The 21,023-nt window shown below is 29.9% G+C and carries 20 protein-coding genes; 8 read left to right on the top strand and 12 right to left on the bottom strand.

The window, feature by feature from the left end:
- The first annotated feature begins 179 nt into the window (after positions 1 to 179).
- The 5 genes from XO11_RS09120 to XO11_RS09100 are packed head-to-tail and all read left to right on the top strand — an operon-like array spanning position 180 to position 5,595.
- A complete protein-coding gene (locus XO11_RS09120) occupies positions 180 to 791 on the top strand; it encodes a septum site-determining protein MinC (RefSeq protein ID WP_014297307.1) in 612 nt (203 codons plus the stop codon).
- A gap of 12 nt (positions 792 to 803) precedes the next feature.
- Positions 804 to 1,838, top strand: a complete 1,035-nt coding sequence (locus XO11_RS09115) for a M20/M25/M40 family metallo-hydrolase (RefSeq protein ID WP_014297306.1) — start codon at positions 804 to 806, stop codon at positions 1,836 to 1,838.
- The gene (locus XO11_RS09110) at positions 1,831 to 2,865 is read left to right on the top strand and encodes a M42 family metallopeptidase (protein WP_014297305.1); all 1,035 of its coding nucleotides are present in this window, start codon (positions 1,831 to 1,833) and stop codon (positions 2,863 to 2,865) included. The genes XO11_RS09115 and XO11_RS09110 overlap by 8 nt, the downstream gene beginning before the upstream one ends.
- Positions 2,865 to 3,869 carry a M42 family metallopeptidase gene (locus tag XO11_RS09105; protein ID WP_175418522.1) on the top strand — a complete coding sequence of 335 codons (1,005 nt, stop codon included), beginning with the start codon at positions 2,865 to 2,867 and terminating at the stop codon, positions 3,867 to 3,869. The genes XO11_RS09110 and XO11_RS09105 overlap by 1 nt, the downstream gene beginning before the upstream one ends.
- Before the next feature lie 25 nt (positions 3,870 to 3,894).
- On the top strand, positions 3,895 to 5,595 hold the full coding sequence (locus XO11_RS09100) for a cache domain-containing protein (protein WP_014297303.1): 1,701 nt from the start codon (positions 3,895 to 3,897) through the stop codon (positions 5,593 to 5,595).
- 43 nt (positions 5,596 to 5,638) lie between these two features.
- On the opposite strand, the gene eno is transcribed toward XO11_RS09100, so the two are convergent.
- From eno to XO11_RS09060, 8 genes are all read right to left on the bottom strand, one after another.
- The gene (gene eno / locus XO11_RS09095; RefSeq protein WP_014297302.1) at positions 5,639 to 6,931 is read right to left on the bottom strand and encodes a phosphopyruvate hydratase; all 1,293 of its coding nucleotides are present in this window, start codon (positions 6,929 to 6,931) and stop codon (positions 5,639 to 5,641) included.
- Between the two features lie 41 nt (positions 6,932 to 6,972).
- Positions 6,973 to 7,671 carry a UMP kinase gene (gene pyrH / locus XO11_RS09090; RefSeq protein ID WP_014297301.1) on the bottom strand — a complete coding sequence of 233 codons (699 nt, stop codon included), beginning with the start codon at positions 7,669 to 7,671 and terminating at the stop codon, positions 6,973 to 6,975.
- Between the two features lie 53 nt (positions 7,672 to 7,724).
- The gene (gene tsf, locus XO11_RS09085; protein WP_014297300.1) at positions 7,725 to 8,324 is read right to left on the bottom strand and encodes a translation elongation factor Ts; all 600 of its coding nucleotides are present in this window, start codon (positions 8,322 to 8,324) and stop codon (positions 7,725 to 7,727) included.
- A gap of 64 nt (positions 8,325 to 8,388) precedes the next feature.
- Complete coding sequence (coaD, locus tag XO11_RS09080) at positions 8,389 to 8,877, bottom strand: pantetheine-phosphate adenylyltransferase (protein ID WP_014297299.1); 489 nt, start codon at positions 8,875 to 8,877, stop codon at positions 8,389 to 8,391.
- Position 8,878: 1 nt separating this feature from the next.
- Positions 8,879 to 9,970: a tRNA 2-thiouridine(34) synthase MnmA gene (gene mnmA, locus XO11_RS09075; RefSeq protein ID WP_175418521.1), complete on the bottom strand. Its 1,092-nt coding sequence runs from the start codon at positions 9,968 to 9,970 to the stop codon at positions 8,879 to 8,881.
- Positions 9,930 to 10,409: an Rrf2 family transcriptional regulator gene (locus tag XO11_RS09070; protein ID WP_014297297.1), complete on the bottom strand. Its 480-nt coding sequence runs from the start codon at positions 10,407 to 10,409 to the stop codon at positions 9,930 to 9,932. Before XO11_RS09070 ends, mnmA begins: the two co-directional genes overlap by 41 nt.
- A gap of 4 nt (positions 10,410 to 10,413) precedes the next feature.
- A complete protein-coding gene (locus XO11_RS09065; RefSeq protein ID WP_175418520.1) occupies positions 10,414 to 12,501 on the bottom strand; it encodes a LysM peptidoglycan-binding domain-containing protein in 2,088 nt (695 codons plus the stop codon).
- A complete protein-coding gene (locus tag XO11_RS09060) occupies positions 12,501 to 13,157 on the bottom strand; it encodes a DUF2225 domain-containing protein (protein WP_014297295.1) in 657 nt (218 codons plus the stop codon). The genes XO11_RS09065 and XO11_RS09060 overlap by 1 nt, the downstream gene beginning before the upstream one ends.
- A gap of 149 nt (positions 13,158 to 13,306) precedes the next feature.
- On the opposite strand from XO11_RS09060, the gene ftsY reads away from it, so the two are divergent.
- A complete protein-coding gene (gene ftsY / locus XO11_RS09055) occupies positions 13,307 to 14,215 on the top strand; it encodes a signal recognition particle-docking protein FtsY (protein WP_014297294.1) in 909 nt (302 codons plus the stop codon).
- A gap of 28 nt (positions 14,216 to 14,243) precedes the next feature.
- Here the strand turns inward: ftsY and XO11_RS09050 are convergent, their stop codons facing one another.
- Genes XO11_RS09050 through aroQ form a run of 4 tightly spaced genes read right to left on the bottom strand, consistent with a single transcriptional unit; the run spans position 14,244 to position 17,952 of the window.
- A complete protein-coding gene (locus XO11_RS09050; protein WP_175418519.1) occupies positions 14,244 to 15,461 on the bottom strand; it encodes a U32 family peptidase in 1,218 nt (405 codons plus the stop codon).
- 29 nt (positions 15,462 to 15,490) lie between these two features.
- Positions 15,491 to 15,916 carry a peptidylprolyl isomerase gene (locus XO11_RS09045; RefSeq protein ID WP_014297292.1) on the bottom strand — a complete coding sequence of 142 codons (426 nt, stop codon included), beginning with the start codon at positions 15,914 to 15,916 and terminating at the stop codon, positions 15,491 to 15,493.
- A gap of 2 nt (positions 15,917 to 15,918) precedes the next feature.
- Positions 15,919 to 17,520: a DEAD/DEAH box helicase gene (locus XO11_RS09040; protein WP_175418518.1), complete on the bottom strand. Its 1,602-nt coding sequence runs from the start codon at positions 17,518 to 17,520 to the stop codon at positions 15,919 to 15,921.
- Between the two features lie 3 nt (positions 17,521 to 17,523).
- On the bottom strand, positions 17,524 to 17,952 hold the full coding sequence (gene aroQ / locus XO11_RS09035) for a type II 3-dehydroquinate dehydratase (RefSeq protein ID WP_014297290.1): 429 nt from the start codon (positions 17,950 to 17,952) through the stop codon (positions 17,524 to 17,526).
- A gap of 290 nt (positions 17,953 to 18,242) precedes the next feature.
- On the opposite strand from aroQ, the gene XO11_RS09030 reads away from it, so the two are divergent.
- Positions 18,243 to 20,207: a methyl-accepting chemotaxis protein gene (locus tag XO11_RS09030; protein WP_175418517.1), complete on the top strand. Its 1,965-nt coding sequence runs from the start codon at positions 18,243 to 18,245 to the stop codon at positions 20,205 to 20,207.
- Between the two features lie 120 nt (positions 20,208 to 20,327).
- Entirely contained in the window at positions 20,328 to 21,017 is a 690-nt protein-coding gene (locus tag XO11_RS09025) for a hypothetical protein (protein WP_014297288.1), read from the top strand.
- Positions 21,018 to 21,023: the final 6 nt, after the last annotated feature.

Raw genomic sequence — 21,023 nt, 5'->3', positions numbered from 1 at the left:
TAATATATTTTACAATATTTTTCACTATTTTTCTAATAAAAAAATCAGCAATAAAAGCTAAATTCAGGCAATAATTAAGGATTATCAATCTTATATTAAGAATAATAAATTGGAATTAGCTTCATTTATATGTTATTATAGTATATAGAGATTAATTATTTTTTACGGGAGGTTTTTATATGACGTCAAATAAAGAGTTTGTCTATCCTAAGTTTATCGATGGAGACATCATTTTTTTCATGGAATCAAACGTTACTCAAAAGCAACTTCTAGAAGAACTTTCTGTTAACTTGGATAAATTAAGCAATTTTTTCTCAGAAGGTGACGGTTTTTATGTATTAATTAAAAATCCAGAAATGTATTCTATTGTTCCTAAAATAGGTAAAATCGCAAAAGAAAAAAAGCTACAATTATTAGGTGCATATTTTGAAGACCTTCCCGAGGTAAAAAAGAAGAAGAAAGAATTTAGATTAAGTGCTACAAATATTTATAAAAAACATGTACGTTCAGGACAGATTTTAGATAATCCCGGTGATATAATAATATTTGGCAATGTAAATCAGGGGGCAGAAATTAGAGCCGGGGGAAGCGTTATTGTATTCGGAAAGGTAAAAGGCACTGTTAGAGTGGGTATGACTCAAAAAAAGAATACCTTTATTGTAGCAGCAGAAATGGATTCTCCACTTGTTGAAATATCAGGAATAGTTTTAAATAATTATGCCTGGCCTCAGGGTCCGGTTTCTATACATTACGATGATGATCAAATTAGTGTGGAACCTATTGAATTATAATGGAGGGATAAAATGAAAACAGGAGAGATTTTAAAGGATTTGAGCAACGCTTTCGGGGTATCCATGTATGAGAATCCTGTTAAGGAAAAAATTATAGAATATGCAAAAAAAATCTCTACAGATGTAGAGATTTTTGATGCAGGAAAGGGTTCTCTTGGTTTAAAGCTTGGTAATGGAGAAAAAAGATTTGCATTATTTGCACACATGGACGAAATTGGTATCGTTATTACCAAAATTGTCGATGAGCAATTTGCAATGGTTCACACTATTGGAGGTGTGGATCCAAGAACATTAATTTCAAAACGCGTAAAATTCAAAACAGAAAATGGAGAAAAAATTGGTGTCGTTGGAATGTTAGCTCCGCATCTTCAAAAACCTCAACATCGTTCTTCTTCGCCAGATTTTGATAATATCTATATAGATTTTTCGATTTCTGGTGGAACCAAAGACATTGAGGTTGGAGATATTGGAACTGTAGATATTGAAGCTATAGAATTAAACGGAAAAATTTCCGGTAAAGCTTTAGATAACAGAGTTGGATGTGTTGTATTATTAAAAACACTTGAAGAATTAAAGAAATTTAATCTTGAAGGAAAAAGCATATATTTCCTCTTTAATCAGGGTGAAGAAATTGGTTTGAAAGGAGCAAAAAGAACTGCTGAGGATATTGCTCCTGAAATTGGAATAGTTATAGACGTTACCTTTGGTAGCGATATACCTCCATATTATGAAAAGGTTGAAATGGGCAAAGGTCCAGCTATCGCGCTTGGCCCAAGTATGCATAATGAAGAGACTCAAAAAATGATTGATACAGCAAAGAAATATGGAATTAATCATCAACTTGAACCTGCTCCAATGAGAAGTGGAACAGAATCTGATATTGTACAGATAGTAAAAGAAGGAGTTAAAACTATTCTTATTTCAATACCAATATTAAATATGCATTCTTCCGCAGAGGTTGTAGATCCTTCTGATATAGATACGTCAGCTATATTAATAGCAAATTATATTGCTAATTATTTAGAAGAAGGTGAAAATAATGAATGAACTTCTAAAATATCTTCCAGAAATAACTGAATTACCAGGAATTTCCGGAAAAGAAGATAAAGTAAGAGAATATATAATCGAAAAAATTAAAGATAAAGTTGATGAATATCATATAGATGTTATGGGAAATCTTATAGCTAAGGTTTCCGGCAAGGATTCTTCAAAAAAGATTATGGTTCTTGCTCATATGGATGAAGTTGGTTTTATGGTTACAAAGGTTAATGATGATGGAACTTTTCATATTTCTCCGGTAGGTGGAGTTGACCCAAGAGTTGTATTTTCACAAAGATTGTTGGTTAATGGCGAAATACCTGGAGTAATACAGGTAAAACCCATACATCTTCAGAAGCCTGAAGAAAGAAAAGCAAAACCTGACTATTCACAATTTAAGGTTTATACTGGTTTAAGCAAAGAAGAAGCAAAGAAAAAAATAAAGGTTGGAGATATGGTAACTTTTGATACAAAATTTTATATAGAAGGAGACAGAGCTGTTTCAAAGGCTTTTGATGACAGAGCAGGTTGTGCGTTAATGTTAAACCTTATTGATAAGATTGAAAAAGAAGGAAAACCTCAATATGATACATATTTCGCTTTTGTTGTTCAGGAAGAGGTTGGACTCAGGGGAAGCGGTGTTGCAGCTTATCAGATAAAACCTGATGTTGCTCTTGTTCTTGAAGGTACAACAGCAGGAGATTTCCCATTGCTCGATGAAGATAAGTGGGCTACTCATCTCGGGAATGGACCTGCTACATTCTTTATGCATTCTGGTGTTGTTTTATCAAAAGAAATTTTTGAAAAGATTGTTTCTCTGGCAAAAGAAAATAATATAAAGTTACAATTTAAAATGAGAACTGCGGGAGGAACAGACGCAAGAAGACTTGCCACTACACTGGACGGCATTCCTTCAGGAATACTGGCTGTTCCTTCAAGATATATTCACTCGCCAAATACAATCATAGATGTAAATGATTATATAAATGCTTATAAACTTGTTGAACTTTTAATCTTTGAAGGGAGGATTATTTAATGAAAGAATTAATAAAAAAATTAACTGAAATAACTTCACCAAGTGGAAGAGAAGATAAAATAAGAGAAGCTATTATTGAAGAAATAAAGGATTATGTAGATGAAATAAATATTGACAAACTTGGAAATTTAATTGCTATAAAAAAGGGAACAGGAGATAAAACAATTTTATTTGATGCACATATGGATGAAATAGGACTTGTTGTTACTCATATTACAGATGATGGTTTCTTAAGGATAGAACCTGTTGGCGGGGTAAATCCAAGGGTATTAATTGGAGCAATGGTTCAGTTTAACGGTTATGTGGGTGTTGTTGGATTTGAAGGAGAAACTGTTGAAGAATATTCAAAAAATCAAACAAATCTCACTTTTGATGTATTATATGTTGATCTTGGCTTTAAATCAAGAGAAGAGGCTGAAGAAAAAACACCAATTGGAACATTTGGAACATATTATGCACATTTTAATGATCTTGGAGATAAGGTAGTTTCAAAATCTCTTGATGATAGAATTGGTTGTGTAGCATTAATTGAAACTATTAAAAAGCTTGATAAACCAGAAAATAATGTAATATTTGTATTTTCAGTTCAGGAAGAAGTGGGATTAATTGGAGCTTCTGTTGCTGGATTTAATTATGATGTGGATATGGCAATTGCTGTTGATGTTACAGCATCTTCTGATACACCAAAGTACTTTAAAAGAATTTCTATGAAGCTGGACGAAGGTCCAACAATAAAGGTTAAAGATTCTGCTACAGTAAGTGACAGAGTGGTAGTTGAACACCTTAAGAAAATAGCTAAAAAGGAAAATATTAAACATCAGATGGAAGTTTTAATTTTTGGGGGAACAAATGCTGCCGGTTATCAATTAACAAAATCAGGAATTCCATCAGGTACAATTTCAATTCCTACAAGATATATACATACACCTCATGAAATGGTTTCAATGTTTGATGTTGAAGAAACAGTAAAATTCCTTGTTGCATTGGCTAATAATAGTTTGTAAAAATACTCTTAAATCTGGTGATTAAATGGAAGATTCAAAACTTTTTAAAAACTTTTTTATAGTAAGTTTAATATTTTTTGCAGCAACATATTTAATAATATTATATTCAAATATTCAGTTTATAAATAGAACGGTTGAAAACATCGTCAACCGTTCTTCTGTTATTGGTATAAATTTTATAAAAGAATATAAAAACAGATATATAAATTTCATAAATACATTTAAAAATGATATAAAAATAAGTAGTTACGCAAAAATACTCTCAAATATGAAATCAAATGAAATTATTATCGATTATGAAAACTACTCAAGATTATACAAAAATCTTGATCTATATATTAAAGAGAAAAAAAGTATAATAAATTTTACAGGTAATATCTATATTACAGATTTTAATAAAAACTTTATTTTCCAGGAAACAAAAAGTATTTCAAACTATACCGCTTTTAATAATTCGCTTGAAAAACTTGAAAAAACCTCTTCTGATTTTGTTTTTTCAAATCTATTTGAGAAAAACGGAAAATTAAAATTTTATATCTCCTCTATATTATATGATACATCTCAAACACCCATTGGATATATTATTTTTGAATTTAATTTTGATTTTTCTTTGTTAAATACATTAATCGAAAATACAGAAGAAATGGATATGATAATTGTTGATTCAGAAACAAATCTTATGTATCCTTCAAAAAAACTTCCATATTTTATATACTCTAAGATTTTTCTGGGAAAAAATTTAGAAAATATAGTCTTAAATTACAATGGTATTGCCTATTTTATTAAAAATGTAGATTTTTCAAATTCAACATATTTAATCACTGTATATAACAAATCCAGATTTTTTACATTCTCAATTATATATGTTATGGCTATTACTATATTTTTTGTTGCTATTTTAAATGTATGGCTTAAATCATATTTTAGATATAGTCAATATATTTCAAAAGAATTATTAAATCTTACAGAGATTTTAGAGTTAAATTCTTATAATGAATTAATGCCGACTCTTAATAATATTAAAAAATTAGAAGGTTTATTATTTAAAGAAATATATTATCCAAAGGATATATCAGATATAATTTATAAAATTTCTGACATATATGGCGATATTATCTTTATTTCATTATTTAAAAAATCTGCATTTAATATAAATTATCTTTCATGGATTTTATTTAATTCGCCAAATTATACTATAAGCAATGAATCAATCTCTCTAATCATGGAATCAAAAAATACTTATATATATGAATTTAATCGAAAATTCGTTGATACCGATGGATTTATAATCATAAAAGAAAATCCCATGAGTCAATTGGAATATAATCTCTTTAAAGACGGTATCATTTTTATGTTAAATTCACTTGAGAAAAAAATAGGAAAGATTTATGATTTTGAAAGTTTCTATGATTATTATCTTTCATATGAATTTTCTTCTATTTTAATTGCAAAATTCCAGAATGAATATATTTACCTAAAAGATCCTCTATTTTTCAGGAGTTATATATTTAAATACAAAAATAATCTAATTTTCTTAAATACTTTTGATTTTAATTATAACAAAGAATTAATAGATTATCTAACAATAATCGGAGAATTCAATGAAAACTTTCCAAAATTCATGTATTCAAAACTTTCAAAATATCCAAGCAGAAAAAAGAAACTTTTTTCTGAGATTGAACTTATTTTAAATACTGAATGGGAAGATTTTAAAGATATGTACTAAATAAAAAAGGCAGCCTTAACAGGCTGCCTTGATTTTTAATAAATTACTTTTTTATTGAATAAAATGATTTTAATCCTCTGTATTCTGCAACTTCTCCTAATTCTTCTTCAATTCTTAATAATTGATTGTATTTTGCAATTCTTTCACTTCTTGATAATGAACCTGTTTTTATAAATCCAGCATTCATTGCAACTGCTAAATCAGCAATAAATGTATCTTCACTTTCACCTGATCTGTGTGATACAACATTTGTCATATTGTTTTTCATTGCTAATTCCATAGCATCTAATGTTTCTGTTACTGATCCAATTTGATTTAATTTGATCAAAATTGAGTTTGATGCTTTCATATCAATACCTTTTTGTAATCTCTTTACGTTTGTAACATAAAGGTCGTCTCCAACAATCTGTACTTTCTTTCCAACCTTTTCTGTAAACTTCTGATAAGCTTCCCAATCTTCCTGATCAAATGGATCTTCTATTGAAACAATTGGATATTTATCAACTAACATTTCATAGTATTCCATAGCTTCATCAGCAGTTAATTCTTTTCCATCAATATTATATACTTTCTTTTCTTCATCGTAGTATTCAGAAGCTGCACAATCTAATGCAATAAATACATGTTCTCCTGCTTTGTATCCAGCATCTTCAATAGCTTTAATAATAAACTGAATTGCTTCTTCGTTTGAATTGAGATTTGGTGCAAATCCACCTTCATCACCAACTGCTGTTACATGTCCTTCTTTCTTTAACAATGATTTTAATGAATGAAACACTTCTGCACCAGCTCTTAATGCATCAGAGAATTTTTCAAAACCTGCTGGAACAATCATGAATTCCTGAATATCAAGATTGTTATCAGCGTGTTCTCCTCCATTGATTATATTCATTAAAGGTACAGGTAATACCTTTGCATTTGGTCCTCCAAGATATTTATAAAGTGGAAGTCCCAATGAATCTGCTGCTGCTCTTGCTACAGCCATTGAAACAGCAAGAATAGCATTTGCACCAAGACCAGATTTATTTTCTGTTCCATCTAATTCAAGCATTACTTTGTCAATTAATGGCTGGTCAAATGCATTTAAACCCACTAATTCTTTTGAGATTTTTTCATTTATATTTTTAACAGCAGTTAAAACACCTTTTCCTTTAAATCTTGATTTGTCTCCATCTCTTAATTCTAATGCTTCAAATTTTCCTGTTGAAGCACCTGATGGAACAATAGCTTTTCCTTCTGCACCACTTGCTAATTCTACTACTGCTTCTACTGTTGGGTTACCCCTTGAATCCAATACTTCTCTTGCGTAAACGGAAACGATTTCATCATACCACATGTTTCTCTCCCTCCTTCAATTATAAAAAATGCATTTATTTATCAGGGTTTGACAAATGTGCCAACTCTATTGTTTGATAATGCTTCAAGTAAATTACCTTCTTTAAAGAAATTTAATACTATTATAGGCATATGATATCTTTTACATATGGAAAACGCCTCTGTATCCATTATTTTAAGCCCAAGATTTATTGCATCATCATAAGTAATCCTACTATATTTTTTCGCATCTTTAAACTTTTTAGGATCTCTATCATAAATACCATCAACCTTTGTAGCCTTTATCAAAACATCTGCTTTCATTTCAACTGCTCTTAATGCAGCTGCGGTATCTGTTGTAAAGAATGGATTTGATGTTCCACCTGCAAAAATTACCACATATCCAGCATTAAAGTATAATTCTATATCGTCATAATGTATAATTCTTACAGATGGAAGATTAACAATTTGAGATACAACTACAGTTTTAATTCCTTTTTTCTCAAAGTAATCTTTTAAATAAAGGGCATTTATTACTGTCCCTAACATTCCAATATGGTCACCTATACTATTAGTTACATCCTGCAACTCTCTTCCTCTAAATAAATTCCCTGCTCCAATTACCATTCCAAGCTTAATTCCATGTTGAACAACCTTTTTTATTTCATTAGAAAGATACTCAAGCGCCTTTTCATCAAAACCTTTTTTATCCTCACCGGATAACACTTCACCACTGAGCTTTAATAATATTCGCTTATACATACTCCTTCCCCCTTTTTCTCAAAAAAAAGGGTGGACAAAGACCACCCTATATATTATTCACCTATTTCGTATCTTACAAATCTTGATACTTTTATGTTTTCTCCTATTTTTGCAATTGCATTTGTAATGAGGTCTTTAATCTTTGTACCTTTTTCATCTGCAAATACAAATTCTTGTTCCAATAAACAATTTGTTTCGAAGAATTTATTTAATTTGTTTTCAACGATTTTTTCAATTACATGTTCTGGTTTTCCTGAATTTTTCATTTCTTCTGCATAAATTTCCTTTTCTTTTGCAATTATTTCTTCAGGAACATCTTCTTTCTTTAACCATTTTGGATTCATTGAAGCAATCTGTAATGAAATCTGTTTTGCTAATTCATGGAATTCATCAGTTCTTGCAACAAAATCTGTTTCACAGTTCAATTCTAATAATACACCAATTCTTTCATTGTGGTGAATGTATGAATAAATAATTCCTTCACCTGTTGATCTTCCTGCTTTTTTAGCAGCTTTTGCAGCACCCTTTTTTCTTAAGATTTCAACTGCTTTGTCAAAATCTCCATTAGCTTCTTCTAAAGCTTTTTTACAATCCATCATACCTGCGCCTGTAGCATCTCTTAATTTTTTTACTTCTGCAGCACTTATAGCCATTTATATTCCCTCCCAGTATTATCTTATTTTCCTGAACTATTTTAACACAATTATTTTTCTTTTTTTAAACATTGTTATTACTAATTTTTTTAAATATTGCTTCTTCAACATTTTTAGGTACCCACTGAGAGATATTTCCATTAAATCTCGCAACCTCTTTTACAATTGTTGAAGATACAAATGAGTATTCTGTATCTGTCATTAAAAAAAGGATTTCTATATCTTTATTCAAAGAACGGTTTGAATTTGCCAATTGCAATTCAAATTCAAAATCCGAAACTGCTCTTAATCCTCTTATAATAACATTTATATTTTTCTGTTTTGCATAATCTACTAATAGTCCTTCATAACATTCAACCTTTATATTTTTATAATCTTTTAATGATTCTCGTGTTAATTGCATTCTCTCTTCACAATCAAAAAAATATTTTTTATTTATATTATGCATAACCACAACATATAATTCATCAAATATTTTCGCTGCTCTTTGTATTATATTTATATGACCATATGTAATGGGATCAAAACTTCCAGGATATATAGCTTTCAACATTTCATACCTCCAGATATTGTTCTATTTTACCTGCCCCTAAAATCACTCCTTCATTATCATAAACAACGGCAAATTGGCCAGGAGTTACAGCAAAAATAGGTTCTTTAAATATAACTTCCACTTTATTTTCGCCTATTTTTCTTATATATGCATCTTTTTCCTCATTTCTTTTTCTTATTCTACATCTTGCTTCAATTTCGTTAAAATCAACCAAAAATTCAAAATCCGTACTAATAAGCCCTTTAAAGTAAACCTTTTCTGTTGGAGCTACTATTATTTGATTTTTTTCTGGAATTATTTTATACACATGCATTTTTATATTTGGATTTTTGAAATATTTTATTCCTGTTCTTTGACCTATAGTATAATTTGTATAACCAGTATGTTCTCCTATTATATTCCCTTCCAAATCAAGCACTTCACCTGTTGATACATTTATTCCATTTTCTCTTAAAAATCTTCTATAATCGTTATCTGGAATAAAGCACAATTCCTGACTATCAACTTTTTTAGCTATATTTATATCTAATTTTTCTGCTATCTTTCTTATCTCATCTTTTGTATAAGTTCCATTCGGAAAAATAATATGTGGTATTGCTTCTTTTTTCATATATGCAAGAAAATAAGATTGATCCTTGGACACATCGATCCCCTTTTTTATTACCTCTGTATTGTATTTTTCAGAAAATTCTCTAATTGCATAATGCCCTGAAGCAATATAATCTGCATCATATTCTTTTAATATATCAATTGCCAATCCAAACTTAAAATATTTATTACATAGCATACATGGATTAGGAGTTCTTCCTGCTTTATATTCTTTTATAAAATAATCTATTATTTTTTCCTTAAATTCCTCATATATTTTTATTACCTTTAATTCAAACCCCAATTTATCAGCAATTCTCATTGCATCATAGGTATCAGATGGACTACAACATATTTTCTTTTTTTCAGGAATCTTTATAAATACTTCATCTGGTATTGTTTTAAAATGAATTCCTATTACTTCATAACCCATCTCTTTCGCAAAATATGCAGCAACAGAACTATCAACCCCGCCGCTCATCAGCATTATTAATTTTTTCTTCAACTGTATTTCCTCCCATTAATTCCAGTTTTTCTCCTATTTTTAATAAATCTGCAAGTGTAATCTTTGAAAGTTCGCTCATAAGAATTGTATTTATTTTTTTCCAGACATATCCCACTGCGCATTCAGAACCAAGTGTTTCACATTTTCCGGTAACAACGCACTCATATGATTGAAATGGTCTATCTAAAATATAAATTACTTCACTTAATTTTAAATCTTCTGGTTTTCTACTTAAAGCATATCCTCCGTATCTTCCGCGCACCGAATCAACAATTTTATATTCCCTTAATTCACTGAATATTTTTTCCAGAAAATCCTTCGGTATTTTTTGCTTTGCCGATAATTCATTTATAGAAACTCTTTTCACTCCATTTTTATGAAATAAAGCAAGTTCATACAACGCTCTTAATGCATAACTGCTTTTTACTGTTAGTCCCATTTTATTACCTCCTGGCCTTTTTCCCTACTACATAAACACTAACTTCCTGTGTATTTTGCGCAAGTCTTACATCATTAATATATATATCCAATCTATTTCCAACAATTTTCGAACCAATATCTTCCACTTCAAAAAATCCCATATTAGGGGTATTTCTAAATTCTGGAATATATACCACAGTTCCAAGAGGTAAATACTTCGGATCAGCAGCTACTGTTACCCATGGTCTTGGAACATTTCCAGACTTTGTTAATCTAAATGCTGGATAATATATAATTTTATCATCCCATTCTGTGTAAAAAGTTGCTCTGAAATTCCCTGCAAATTTAAAGAATAATTTCATAGGATCTCGCGGCTCACCATTTTTCCAGATTTCAAAATTAAACAACTTATCCTTTTTCACCTTTCCCATTAACGTTTCTGTATCCACCCATTTTCCTTCTTTAATAGAAGGATCAATATTATAAATATTGGAATAAACTGTCATTACCCCATTCCCATGATCTATCTTTACATATTTACTCTCATTAACAGCCTTTCCTATTTCAACAACTCTTCCAGGCAATGTAGGCCTTACATATTCATCTTTTAATGGTAATATTCCCAATCCAACTGATACACCCGTTGAAATTCTATCTCCAAACCTTACAACTATTCTATCGTAATCAGAAGGTTTTGTATATGTAAGAGGCCATGTTAAAAACTCTTCTATATTGTTAACAGGAATTATTATTTTTTGTCCTACTCTTATACTCCTTGGATCATCAATGTTATTCGCAACTTTTATTAAATCTACTCCATTATACCCCAATCCAAAAGCCAATGCTATTTGGCTTAAAGTATCACCTGGTTTTACCTGATAAATTATTTGGTCTGTTGAACCAAAAAGATCTTTTATTTCAGCTTTTGAAAAACTTATTAATGCATTTGTTAATTTTCTTTCCAGTTCATCCAGCTGTGTTTTGTATTTTTCATCAAATGTACTAATAGGTCGTGATGTTATCATTTCAAATGAATTTTCAAGATTTTTTATATTCTTCTCAAGCTGCGCCATCTGATTTTCAAGACCTTTTATTTTTAATAGTTCATCACTTTTGGTTTTATAAAACAACTTTGCAACTTCTCTCTGTGTTTCTGCAGAAACGGATTCATATACGTATTTTTTCAAATTTTCCTCATCTATAATTGCTCCAACTTTTCCTTTAAATGAGTTATAATCATTTTTTAAATTATCAAAATCCTTTTCTAATGTTTCAAAATTAATCTGCCACACCTTATCTAAAGAATTAACAGTTTTCAACAATTCGTCTATATTATTTTTAACAGCAACATCTATGTTGTTTTTTATTTCAGTTGAAGATAATGTTATACCCGCAAGGGTTTTTTCTATGTTATTTATTTTTCCTTCCAATATTAATCCTTTATTTTGCATATTTTTTAGAGATACTTCTATATTTGTAATAGAAGAAGAAGTTGTATGTATCTCTCTTTTTAAATCATCTATTCTTTTTTCTTCATTTGTTATTTTGATATTTAATGCTTCAAACTTTTGCTGTAATTCTGTTGAGTCTCTGGTTATAAATTCATTCTTTAGTGTATTTAAATCGGAAATCCTTACAGCTTCATTATTTAATATTTTTATGTTATTTTCAATATTTGTGATCCTTTGATTAATATCAGACAATAAACTTGAATATACACCTTCATTATCAATATTCTGAATATCTCCAATCTTTTTTTGAAGATTATTTAATGTATTTTGATATAAAATAAGCTCACTTTTATATTTATTTAACTCATTTGCAATTTCTGCATTAGAAGCAGATAATGTATCTTCTATTTTTTTTATTTTCGCTCCTAAATTTGTTATATTTCTATTCAAATCTTCTATTCTACTATTGTATGTTTCTACAGTTTCCTTATAATAATTTAATTCAGATTCATAATTTGTCAATTTTAATTTCAATGTTGAAACTTCTGTTTCTAAATCATTCAATCTTTCGTTGTCTGATGCAACTCCCTGTAATAACGAACAGGATGAAAAAAACTGTACTAAAATTATTAATAGAACTATGTAACTCAATCTTTTCATCACAGATCCCCTTTCAACTTTTCTGCCTGTTTTACATATGGATTCTTTGAATTTTTATATCTTCCAACCAATTTATTAAAAAATTCTTTGGCTTCTTTTTTCTTTCCTATCCTATAATTTGTATATCCTTTAAAGAAGTAATACATTATTAAATCCTCATCAGAATTTAAATCCTTAAAATTCTTTTCAAGGATTTCAACTGCAGAAACCAGCATCTTTAATTCTGCCATTTCTTTTCCTTCTTCTCTGAATATCCATGCTAAACGTATAAACGTTCTCGCTATTCTTCCAGGATTATTTACTATTTTATACACAATTCCAGCAAGTGCATACTGTTTTTTCAAAAAATCTATACTTTTATTCTTACTATTATCTATTTTCCCCATTTTATCTCTAACTCTTTTTAAATATTCTTTTAAATCTTTTTTTGTATCCTTACCTATTCTCTTAAACAGGTCATCATCACCATTAAAGTAAGTAAATCCACATTTAGGACATGTTAAAATTGAAAAATGAAGAGGATTAGGACCTCTATACGTCGGCTTTAAATCATCATCATACTTTTCAATTCTAATACTATCAATTTTTATTTTTGTATATGGAAACGCTTTGCCGCACAACGGACAGGATGTGGTATCTTCCCAGAAGTCACCCATAGTATTATCTCCTTCTTATTTTTTTTAATACTCTCATAATCATATTTTACCATAATAGTCATAAAATTCAAACTATAATGTTTGCAAAATTATTATCTTAATGGTAAAATATATCCGAAGTTAACAAATTAGATGTAGGAGGATAAAGCATGGGATTCTTTAATAAAATTGCAGAAGGACTTAAAAAAACAAGAGATAAATTTTTTGGAAATATTAAAACACTCTTTGCTGGAAGAAAACTTGACGATGAAGTCTTAGAAGAATTGGAAGAAATTATGATTCTTTCAGACATGGGAGTCGAAGCAACAGAAGATATTCTTAAAGAATTAAAAGAACGATATAAAAAAGAAAACTCAGACGATCCTTTATTACTATTAAGAGATATTATGGTTGAACATTTAAAAGATGAACCTTTGTCATTTAATCCAGATAAAAAACCGTTTGTAATACTTGTTGTCGGTGTAAACGGAACAGGAAAAACCACTACCATTGCAAAACTTGGAAAATTATACAAAGACAAAGGACATGATGTGGTATTTGCTGCAGGTGATACATTTAGGGCAGCTGCTATTGAACAATTAAAGGAATGGGGTAATAGATTAGGTATTGATGTAATAGCCCATACACATGGTGCTGACGCTGCTGCTGTAGCTTTCGATGCATTAAATCATGCTGTCGCTAAAGGAAGAGATATAGTAATAATAGATACTGCCGGAAGATTGCATACAAAACAGAATCTTATGGAAGAGTTAAAGAAAATAAAAAGGGTTATTCAAAAGGTTATTCCAGATGCTCCACATGAAACCTTACTTGTACTCGATGGAACTACCGGCCAAAACGGTATTATTCAGGCAAAGGTGTTTAAAGAAACAACTGATTTAACCGGAATTGTGGTTACAAAATTAGACGGAACAGCAAAAGGCGGTATTGCTTTTGCTATTAATCAGGAATTGGATATTCCTATTAAATTAATAGGCGTCGGAGAAAAAGCCGATGACCTTCAAATTTTTGATCCAAAAACATATTGTAATGCTCTCTTAGGAATTGAAGAAAAATAATAATAGAAAAAAATAAAAGCTCCAGAATTTATTTCTGGAGCTTTTTTCTTAATATATCCATTTCTTCTAGATCAAGATCGACTTTTACTATTACATTTGGATTAGCCATCTCTATTTTTCCTTCTTCCTGGCCCTTTCTCATTTTAATCATTTCCGGCATTTTTATTTTTATTGGATCACCAACTGGTTTTATAATTTCAACTTCTTCGCCTACTGCAATCTTACTTCTAATTTCAAGTATTGATTTACCATCTCGGCTTTTACCAAGGACCTTTGCAACAATTTCATGTGTTTTATTATATGATGAAGAATCATAATTTTGACCTTCTGCTCCAGGATTGCCAAAGAAGAATCCTTTTGTATATTTTCTGTTACTTACAGAATTTAAATACTCCATCCATTTAGGATCATATTTAAAATTACCTTCATAATATTTATCTATTGCTTCTCTATATACTTTTGTTACTATTGCACCGTAGTATATTCCCTTCATTCTTCCTTCTATCTTTAAACTATCAATACCAGTATCCAAAATCTGATCAATAAACTCTATTGTACAAAGATCCCTGGAATTCATTATAAATGTTCCTCTTTCATCTTCATAAATAGGATAGTATTCACCTGGTCTGTTCTCTTCAACAAGATGATACTTCCATCTGCAAGGTTGAGCACATGCTCCTCTATTGGCATCTCTTCCTGTTAAATAATTACTCAACAAACATCTTCCTGAAATAGACATACACATTGCACCATGTATAAAAACTTCCAGCTCAACATCAGGTACTTTTTCCCTTATTTCGCGAATTTCTTTTAATGATAATTCACGAGCTAAAATAATTCTTTTTGCTCCCATTTCATGCCACACTTTTACGCTCATCCAGTTGGTATTACTTGCCTGAGTACTTACATTTATTTCAAGATCTGTATTGTCCCTAACTATTTTAAAAACACCTAAATCTGCAACTATAACAGCATCTACACCAGCAGATTCGAGAAATTTAGCATAATCTGCAACCTTTTCAATTTCATTATTATGAGCTATTATATTTAAAGTAACATATATCTTTTTCCCAAGAGAATGAGCATATTTTACAGCTTCTACTATCTCTTCATTTGAGAAGTTTCCAGCCAGAGCTCTTAAATTGAAAAATTTTCCGCCAAGGTAAGCTGCATCAGCACCATAGCGGAAAACCATTTTTAATTTTTCCATATTTCCGGCTGGAGAAAGAAGTTCAACCTTTTTCATACTTTCTCCTCCAGTGATTTTAATTATTTTTAGTTAATTTCTACAATTTCAATTTCAAAGGTTAAATCCTTACCTGCAAGAGGATGATTTGTATCCATTTTTACCATTTCATCTGTAACTTCAAGGATTTTAGCAAGGAATACATTTCCTGATTGATCTGCAAGTTGTACTGTTTGGCCAACTGCTTCATCTATATTAGGTGGAAAACTCTGTCTTGGTAATTCAAATACTTTTTCTTCAGAATATTCTCCATATGCCTCTTCAGCAGGAATAGTGAATGTCTTTTTTTCTCCAACTTCCATATCCATAACAGCTTTATCAAATCCTGGAATTACCTGTCCTGCACCTGCTGTAAATTCTAATGGTTCTCTTCCTTCTGATGAATCAAAAACAGTTCCGTCATTTAATGTCCCTTTGTAGTGTAACTTTACAGTATTTCCTTTCTGTACTTTCATAATTATTCCGCCTTTCTGCTTTTTTCTTTTGCTTTCGCAATTATTGGTTTTCTTCCTCTTCTTTTCTTTTTAAAAGATTCAAGTATAATCTCTGCATCTTCAAAAGACACAGTAATAAAAGAAAATTTATCGAGTATCCTTACATCTCTTAATCTAACATTATCAAGTTTTGTATAATCTTTTATTAATTTTAATATCTTTTCCTTTGTAATTCCGTCATCTTTACCAAGGGCCACAAATAATCTTGTTTTACCTTTCTTATCAACAAATGATTTTCCTTTAACTTCTCTAATTTCATTATAATTTCTTTCATCAAGTTCATCCTGAAAAGCATATTTTAATACTGCTGCAAGTACTTCATTTGCATTTCTGTTCTCGAGCATTTCATTTGCTAATTCAAGATAGTTTTCATATGTTTCGCTTTCAAGGATATTATTTATTTCTGTTTTTATTCTATTTTTCTTTGATTCTATAACATCCTTTATTTTAGGAATTCTCTTTTTCTTTATATCGCTTTTTGAAATTCTTTTTATAAACAATAACTTTCTATATTCTTCTGGTGTAACAAAAGTAATAGCTGTTCCTTCTTTTCCTGCCCTTCCTGTTCTTCCAATTCTATGAACATACGATTCAGGATTTTGAGGCAATGAATAATTTATTACATGTGTCAAATCTGAAATATCAATACCTCTTGCTGCAACATCTGTTGCTACAAGAATATTTGCTCTCTTTGTTTTGAATTTCCTTAAAATTCTTTCTCTTTGATATTGGGATAAATCTCCATGTAATGCCTCTGCACTATATCCCCTATCAATAAGTCTGTTTGAAACAGTATCAACATCTACCTTTGTTCTACAGAATACAAGACCGTAAAACTCTGGTTCTATATCTATAATTCTACATAACGCCTCAAATTTATCTGATTCATTAACCTCAAAATATATCTGCTCTGTTAATTCCGTTGTTAATTGTTCTGGTTTTACAGAAATTATCTTGTAATTGCTCATATATTTTTTTGCAAGCTTTAAAATTCTTGATGGCATTGTAGCTGAGAATAAAAGTATTTGCTTTTTTTCTGGTGTATTTGAAAGTATTTCCTCTACATCATCTATAAATCCCATATCAAGCATCTCATCTGCTTCATCAAGAATTACATAAGAAACATGTTTTAAATCCAATGTTTTTCTTCTAATATGATCCAATATTCTTCCCGGTGTTCCAACTACGATATCAACACCTTTTTTAAGTCTTGAAATTTGGTTTTCTATTGATTGTCCACCATAAATAGGAAGAATATTTAACTTTTTTCTTCCTTTTAAAGAATTAATCTCCTCTGCAACCTGAATAGCCAATTCCCTTGTAGGAGTTAAAATTAAAGCCTTTACCTTTTTTGAAGGTTCTAATTTTTCAATTAACGGTAATCCAAATGCTGCTGTTTTACCTGTTCCAGTCTGCGCCTGACCAATTACATCAATACCTTCCTGTAAAAGAATTGGTATAACCTTTTCCTGAATTGGTGTTGGTTCCTCAAACCCCTTTTTCTTTAACGCCTTTAATGTACTTTCTGATAATCCTAAATCCTCAAACTTTACTAGCTTTTCCATTTTCTACCTCTTTCCTATGATTTTTTTCAGGTATTCCAATGCCAGGATATACCCATCGAGTCCTAACCCTGTAATCTGTCCATCGCATACAGGGGCTATTACACTTTTCTTTCTAAATTCTTCTCTTTTATATATATTAGAAATATGCAATTCGATTTTAGGAACATCAATTATTTCCAGAGCATCCTTAATTGCATAACTATAGTGTGTATAAGCACCTGCATTAATTATAAGCCCATCAAAATCCATTTTCTGAAGTCTGTTAATAATTTCTCCTTCAAAATTTGACTGAAAAACTTCTGTTTTTATTTTGTTCTTTTCAGACCAATCTTCGATCAATTTCAAAAGATCCTGATATGAAAAATTACCATATATTTCTTTTGGGCGTTTGCCTAACATATTAAGGTTAGGACCATTAACTATTAATATCATACCATAATTCCTCCATAAAAAAATTTTATATTTCCATTCTTAACTCAACCTTTCCAATATTGTTACTGCAACTCTTTAAAAACTCATAACATAGTATTATATCATAATAATCTTTCAATTAAAGACAAATCCTTCCAAATCCAGAACACCCGTTAAACTTATTAATATAACATTAATAATAAATAATGGATATTTAATATTAATATATTTTTTTTGAAATTTTTTATCATATATTTTATGATATAATTTCCTTGCAAAAATTCGAATTTTTAACAATCGGAGGTGTAATTGTGAATTCTATTAGAAGAAAAATACTTATAGTATTCTCAACAATTATAATTTCTGCTGGAGCTTTTGTTGGATTTTTTCTGTATTTTTATTTATCAGCATCACTTGAAAGTCTAATTGAAGAAAATTCATTTTCCATTTTAGAACAACAGACATCACAGGTAGAAATGTTCTTTAATTCGTTAATTCATGAAATGACACTTATCTCAAACAAAAAAATCTTTAAAAATATGAACATGACTGATTCAATTGCAATCTTAAAAAAAGATAATGAAATTTTAGATGATTACAGCATGTTATTTATAGCAGATAAAGATGGAAATGCCTACACAACAACAAATGTAAAAACCAATATTGCTGATAGAGATTACTTTAAAAAAATAATGAACGGAAACGATATTGCTATAAGCGACGTTTTAATATCAAAAGCCGACGGAACATCTATAATAGTTATTGCACATTCGATTAGAGATGAAAATAATAAAACCATAGGTTTAGTTGGTGGTACAATTTCTCTTGAAAAATTTCTGAATTTTGTTAGCACTTCAGCAGAAGGTAATTATAGTTTTATCTTAGATTCACACGGAACAATGATTGCACATACAATAAAGAAATTTATAGGAAGCAGTGTTTTTAATTTAAATTATAAAGGTTTAAGTGAAATTGCGCAAAAGATGATCAATGGTGAAAAAGGTTATGGTGAAATTACTGTTGAAAACAATCAAAAAAGAATATTAATCTATGCACCTATAAAATCAATGAATTGGTCTGTTGCAGTTTCAATTCCAAAAAGCGCTTTACTTGCAAAACTAAGAGGTATTGTTAATTTCTTTGTATTAATTGTAATTTTAGCTGCTTCAGTTGCAGTTATTGTTTCAATACTACTTGGAAATTCTATTGCTAAACCTCTTGAAAAACTCTCAAATGATGTTAAAAAATTTGGCGAAGGTGATTTAACCATTAAATTTAGCGCAAGAGGTAAAGATGAAATTGCAAGAATTGCAGAATCATTAAATTACATGGCAAATAATCTCAGAAATTATTTAATTAGTGTAAGAAAATCTGCTTCTGATCTGGAAGAATCAGCCGTAGAACTTGAAGAAAATGCAAGAATTCAGTCAACACAAATGGCAAAAATTACAGAAAAGACTGAAGATATGGATAAAAGCTCAAATTTAGTTTCTTCTTCCATTGAAGAAATGAATTCCGGAGTAGAAGAAATTTCCGCTTCAGCACAAAATATATCAGAAAATTCACAGAACTTATATGAAGAAGCAAAAGATGTTTCTCAAACTGCTACTGAAGGTAGCGAATCAATTTCAAAAATAATTACAACAATAACAAATGCTGTTAAACAGTCTGATATTACAATAAATACCGTTCAAAATCTCGCAAACAAAGCACAAAATATTGAACAGATAGTAGAAACAATAGAAAATATCACAGAACAAACTAATCTCCTTGCTTTAAACGCTGCAATAGAGGCTGCAAGGGCTGGAGAAGCCGGGAAAGGATTTGCTGTTGTTGCTGATGAAATAAGAAAATTAGCAGAAGAAAGTAAGAGGGCTACAGAACAAATTGCTGAAATATTAGGAGAAATAAAAGACGGTGCAGACGATGCAAGCGATGCTACATCAAAAACAGGTGAAATCATAAAAGATGTAGAAGCTGAGGCTAATATTGTTGCAGAGAAATTCTCAAATATTACTCAAAAAATCCAGAATATCACCGTAAATATAGAAAATCTCAGTGCAAGTGCTGAACAACAGGGTTCATCTACAGAAGAAATTGCAATGGGAATGGATAGGATTACACGGGAAATTATAAATATCTCAGATGAAATCACAGAAATTGCCGATTCAATTGAAAATCAAAATATAAGCTTGCAAAAATTAGAAGATATTACTGAAAGACTTTCTGAAAAAGCTCAAATCCTTGTAGATGGTTTAAAGAAATTTAAGATTTAACCCTTTTAATCAAGTCTCAAAAATGAATCTCCCTGATTTTCAGGGAGATTTTTTATTTATTATGATATAATATTAATATAACAGTAAAAATAGACGAATTATATAAAGGAGGTGATTCTGATGAGAATAAACGGAGAAAATTTTAATTATTTTAAGTACACTGAAATAACAAAATTAGAAAACACAAAGGAATTTGAAGAAAAAAATAAATCAAAAAACAATGAAAACAATAAATCTGCAAATAAATCCCCTAAAGGCGATGTTTATGTAAAGACAGAAATAGAGTATATGAAAGCTACTTATTCCAGCGTAGTTGGAAAAAAGATTGAAATTGATCCTTCAAAATGGAAGGATATGAAGGAAGAATCTCAACAGATGTATGATAAGTTTAAAGCATGGGTTGAAGATAAAATAAAAAAGCAATTAGGTATTACAGAAGATGAAAGAGCAGAGATGAAAAAAGAACTTGAAGGTGATGGGTATTGGAGTCCTGAGTCTGTTTCAGATAGGCTTATTGAATTTGCAAAATCCATATCTGGTGGTGATAAATCAAAAATCGATTTATTGAGAAATGCCGTAAAAGAGGGATTTCAGAGCGTTAGAGATATGTTAGGAGGAAAACTTCCAGAAGTTAGCGAAAAGACTTATGATCTGGTTATGAAAAAATTTGAATTGTGGGAAAAAGGTGAAGACGAGAATATGGAAATAACAACAGAAAGCGGAGGAGTCGAATACATAAAGGTTAATCAGGAAGTTATAATTGAAAACAACAATGAAAATAAGGATAATAATTTACCAGAAAATAAATAAAGAAAA

The organism is Marinitoga sp. 1138 (genome assembly GCF_013363265.1).
In the GTDB taxonomy this organism is placed as follows: Bacteria; Thermotogota; Thermotogae; order Petrotogales; family Petrotogaceae; genus Marinitoga; species Marinitoga piezophila.
The sequence above is the reverse complement of the archived record's forward strand: the minus strand, read 5'-3'. Positions and strand labels throughout refer to the sequence as shown.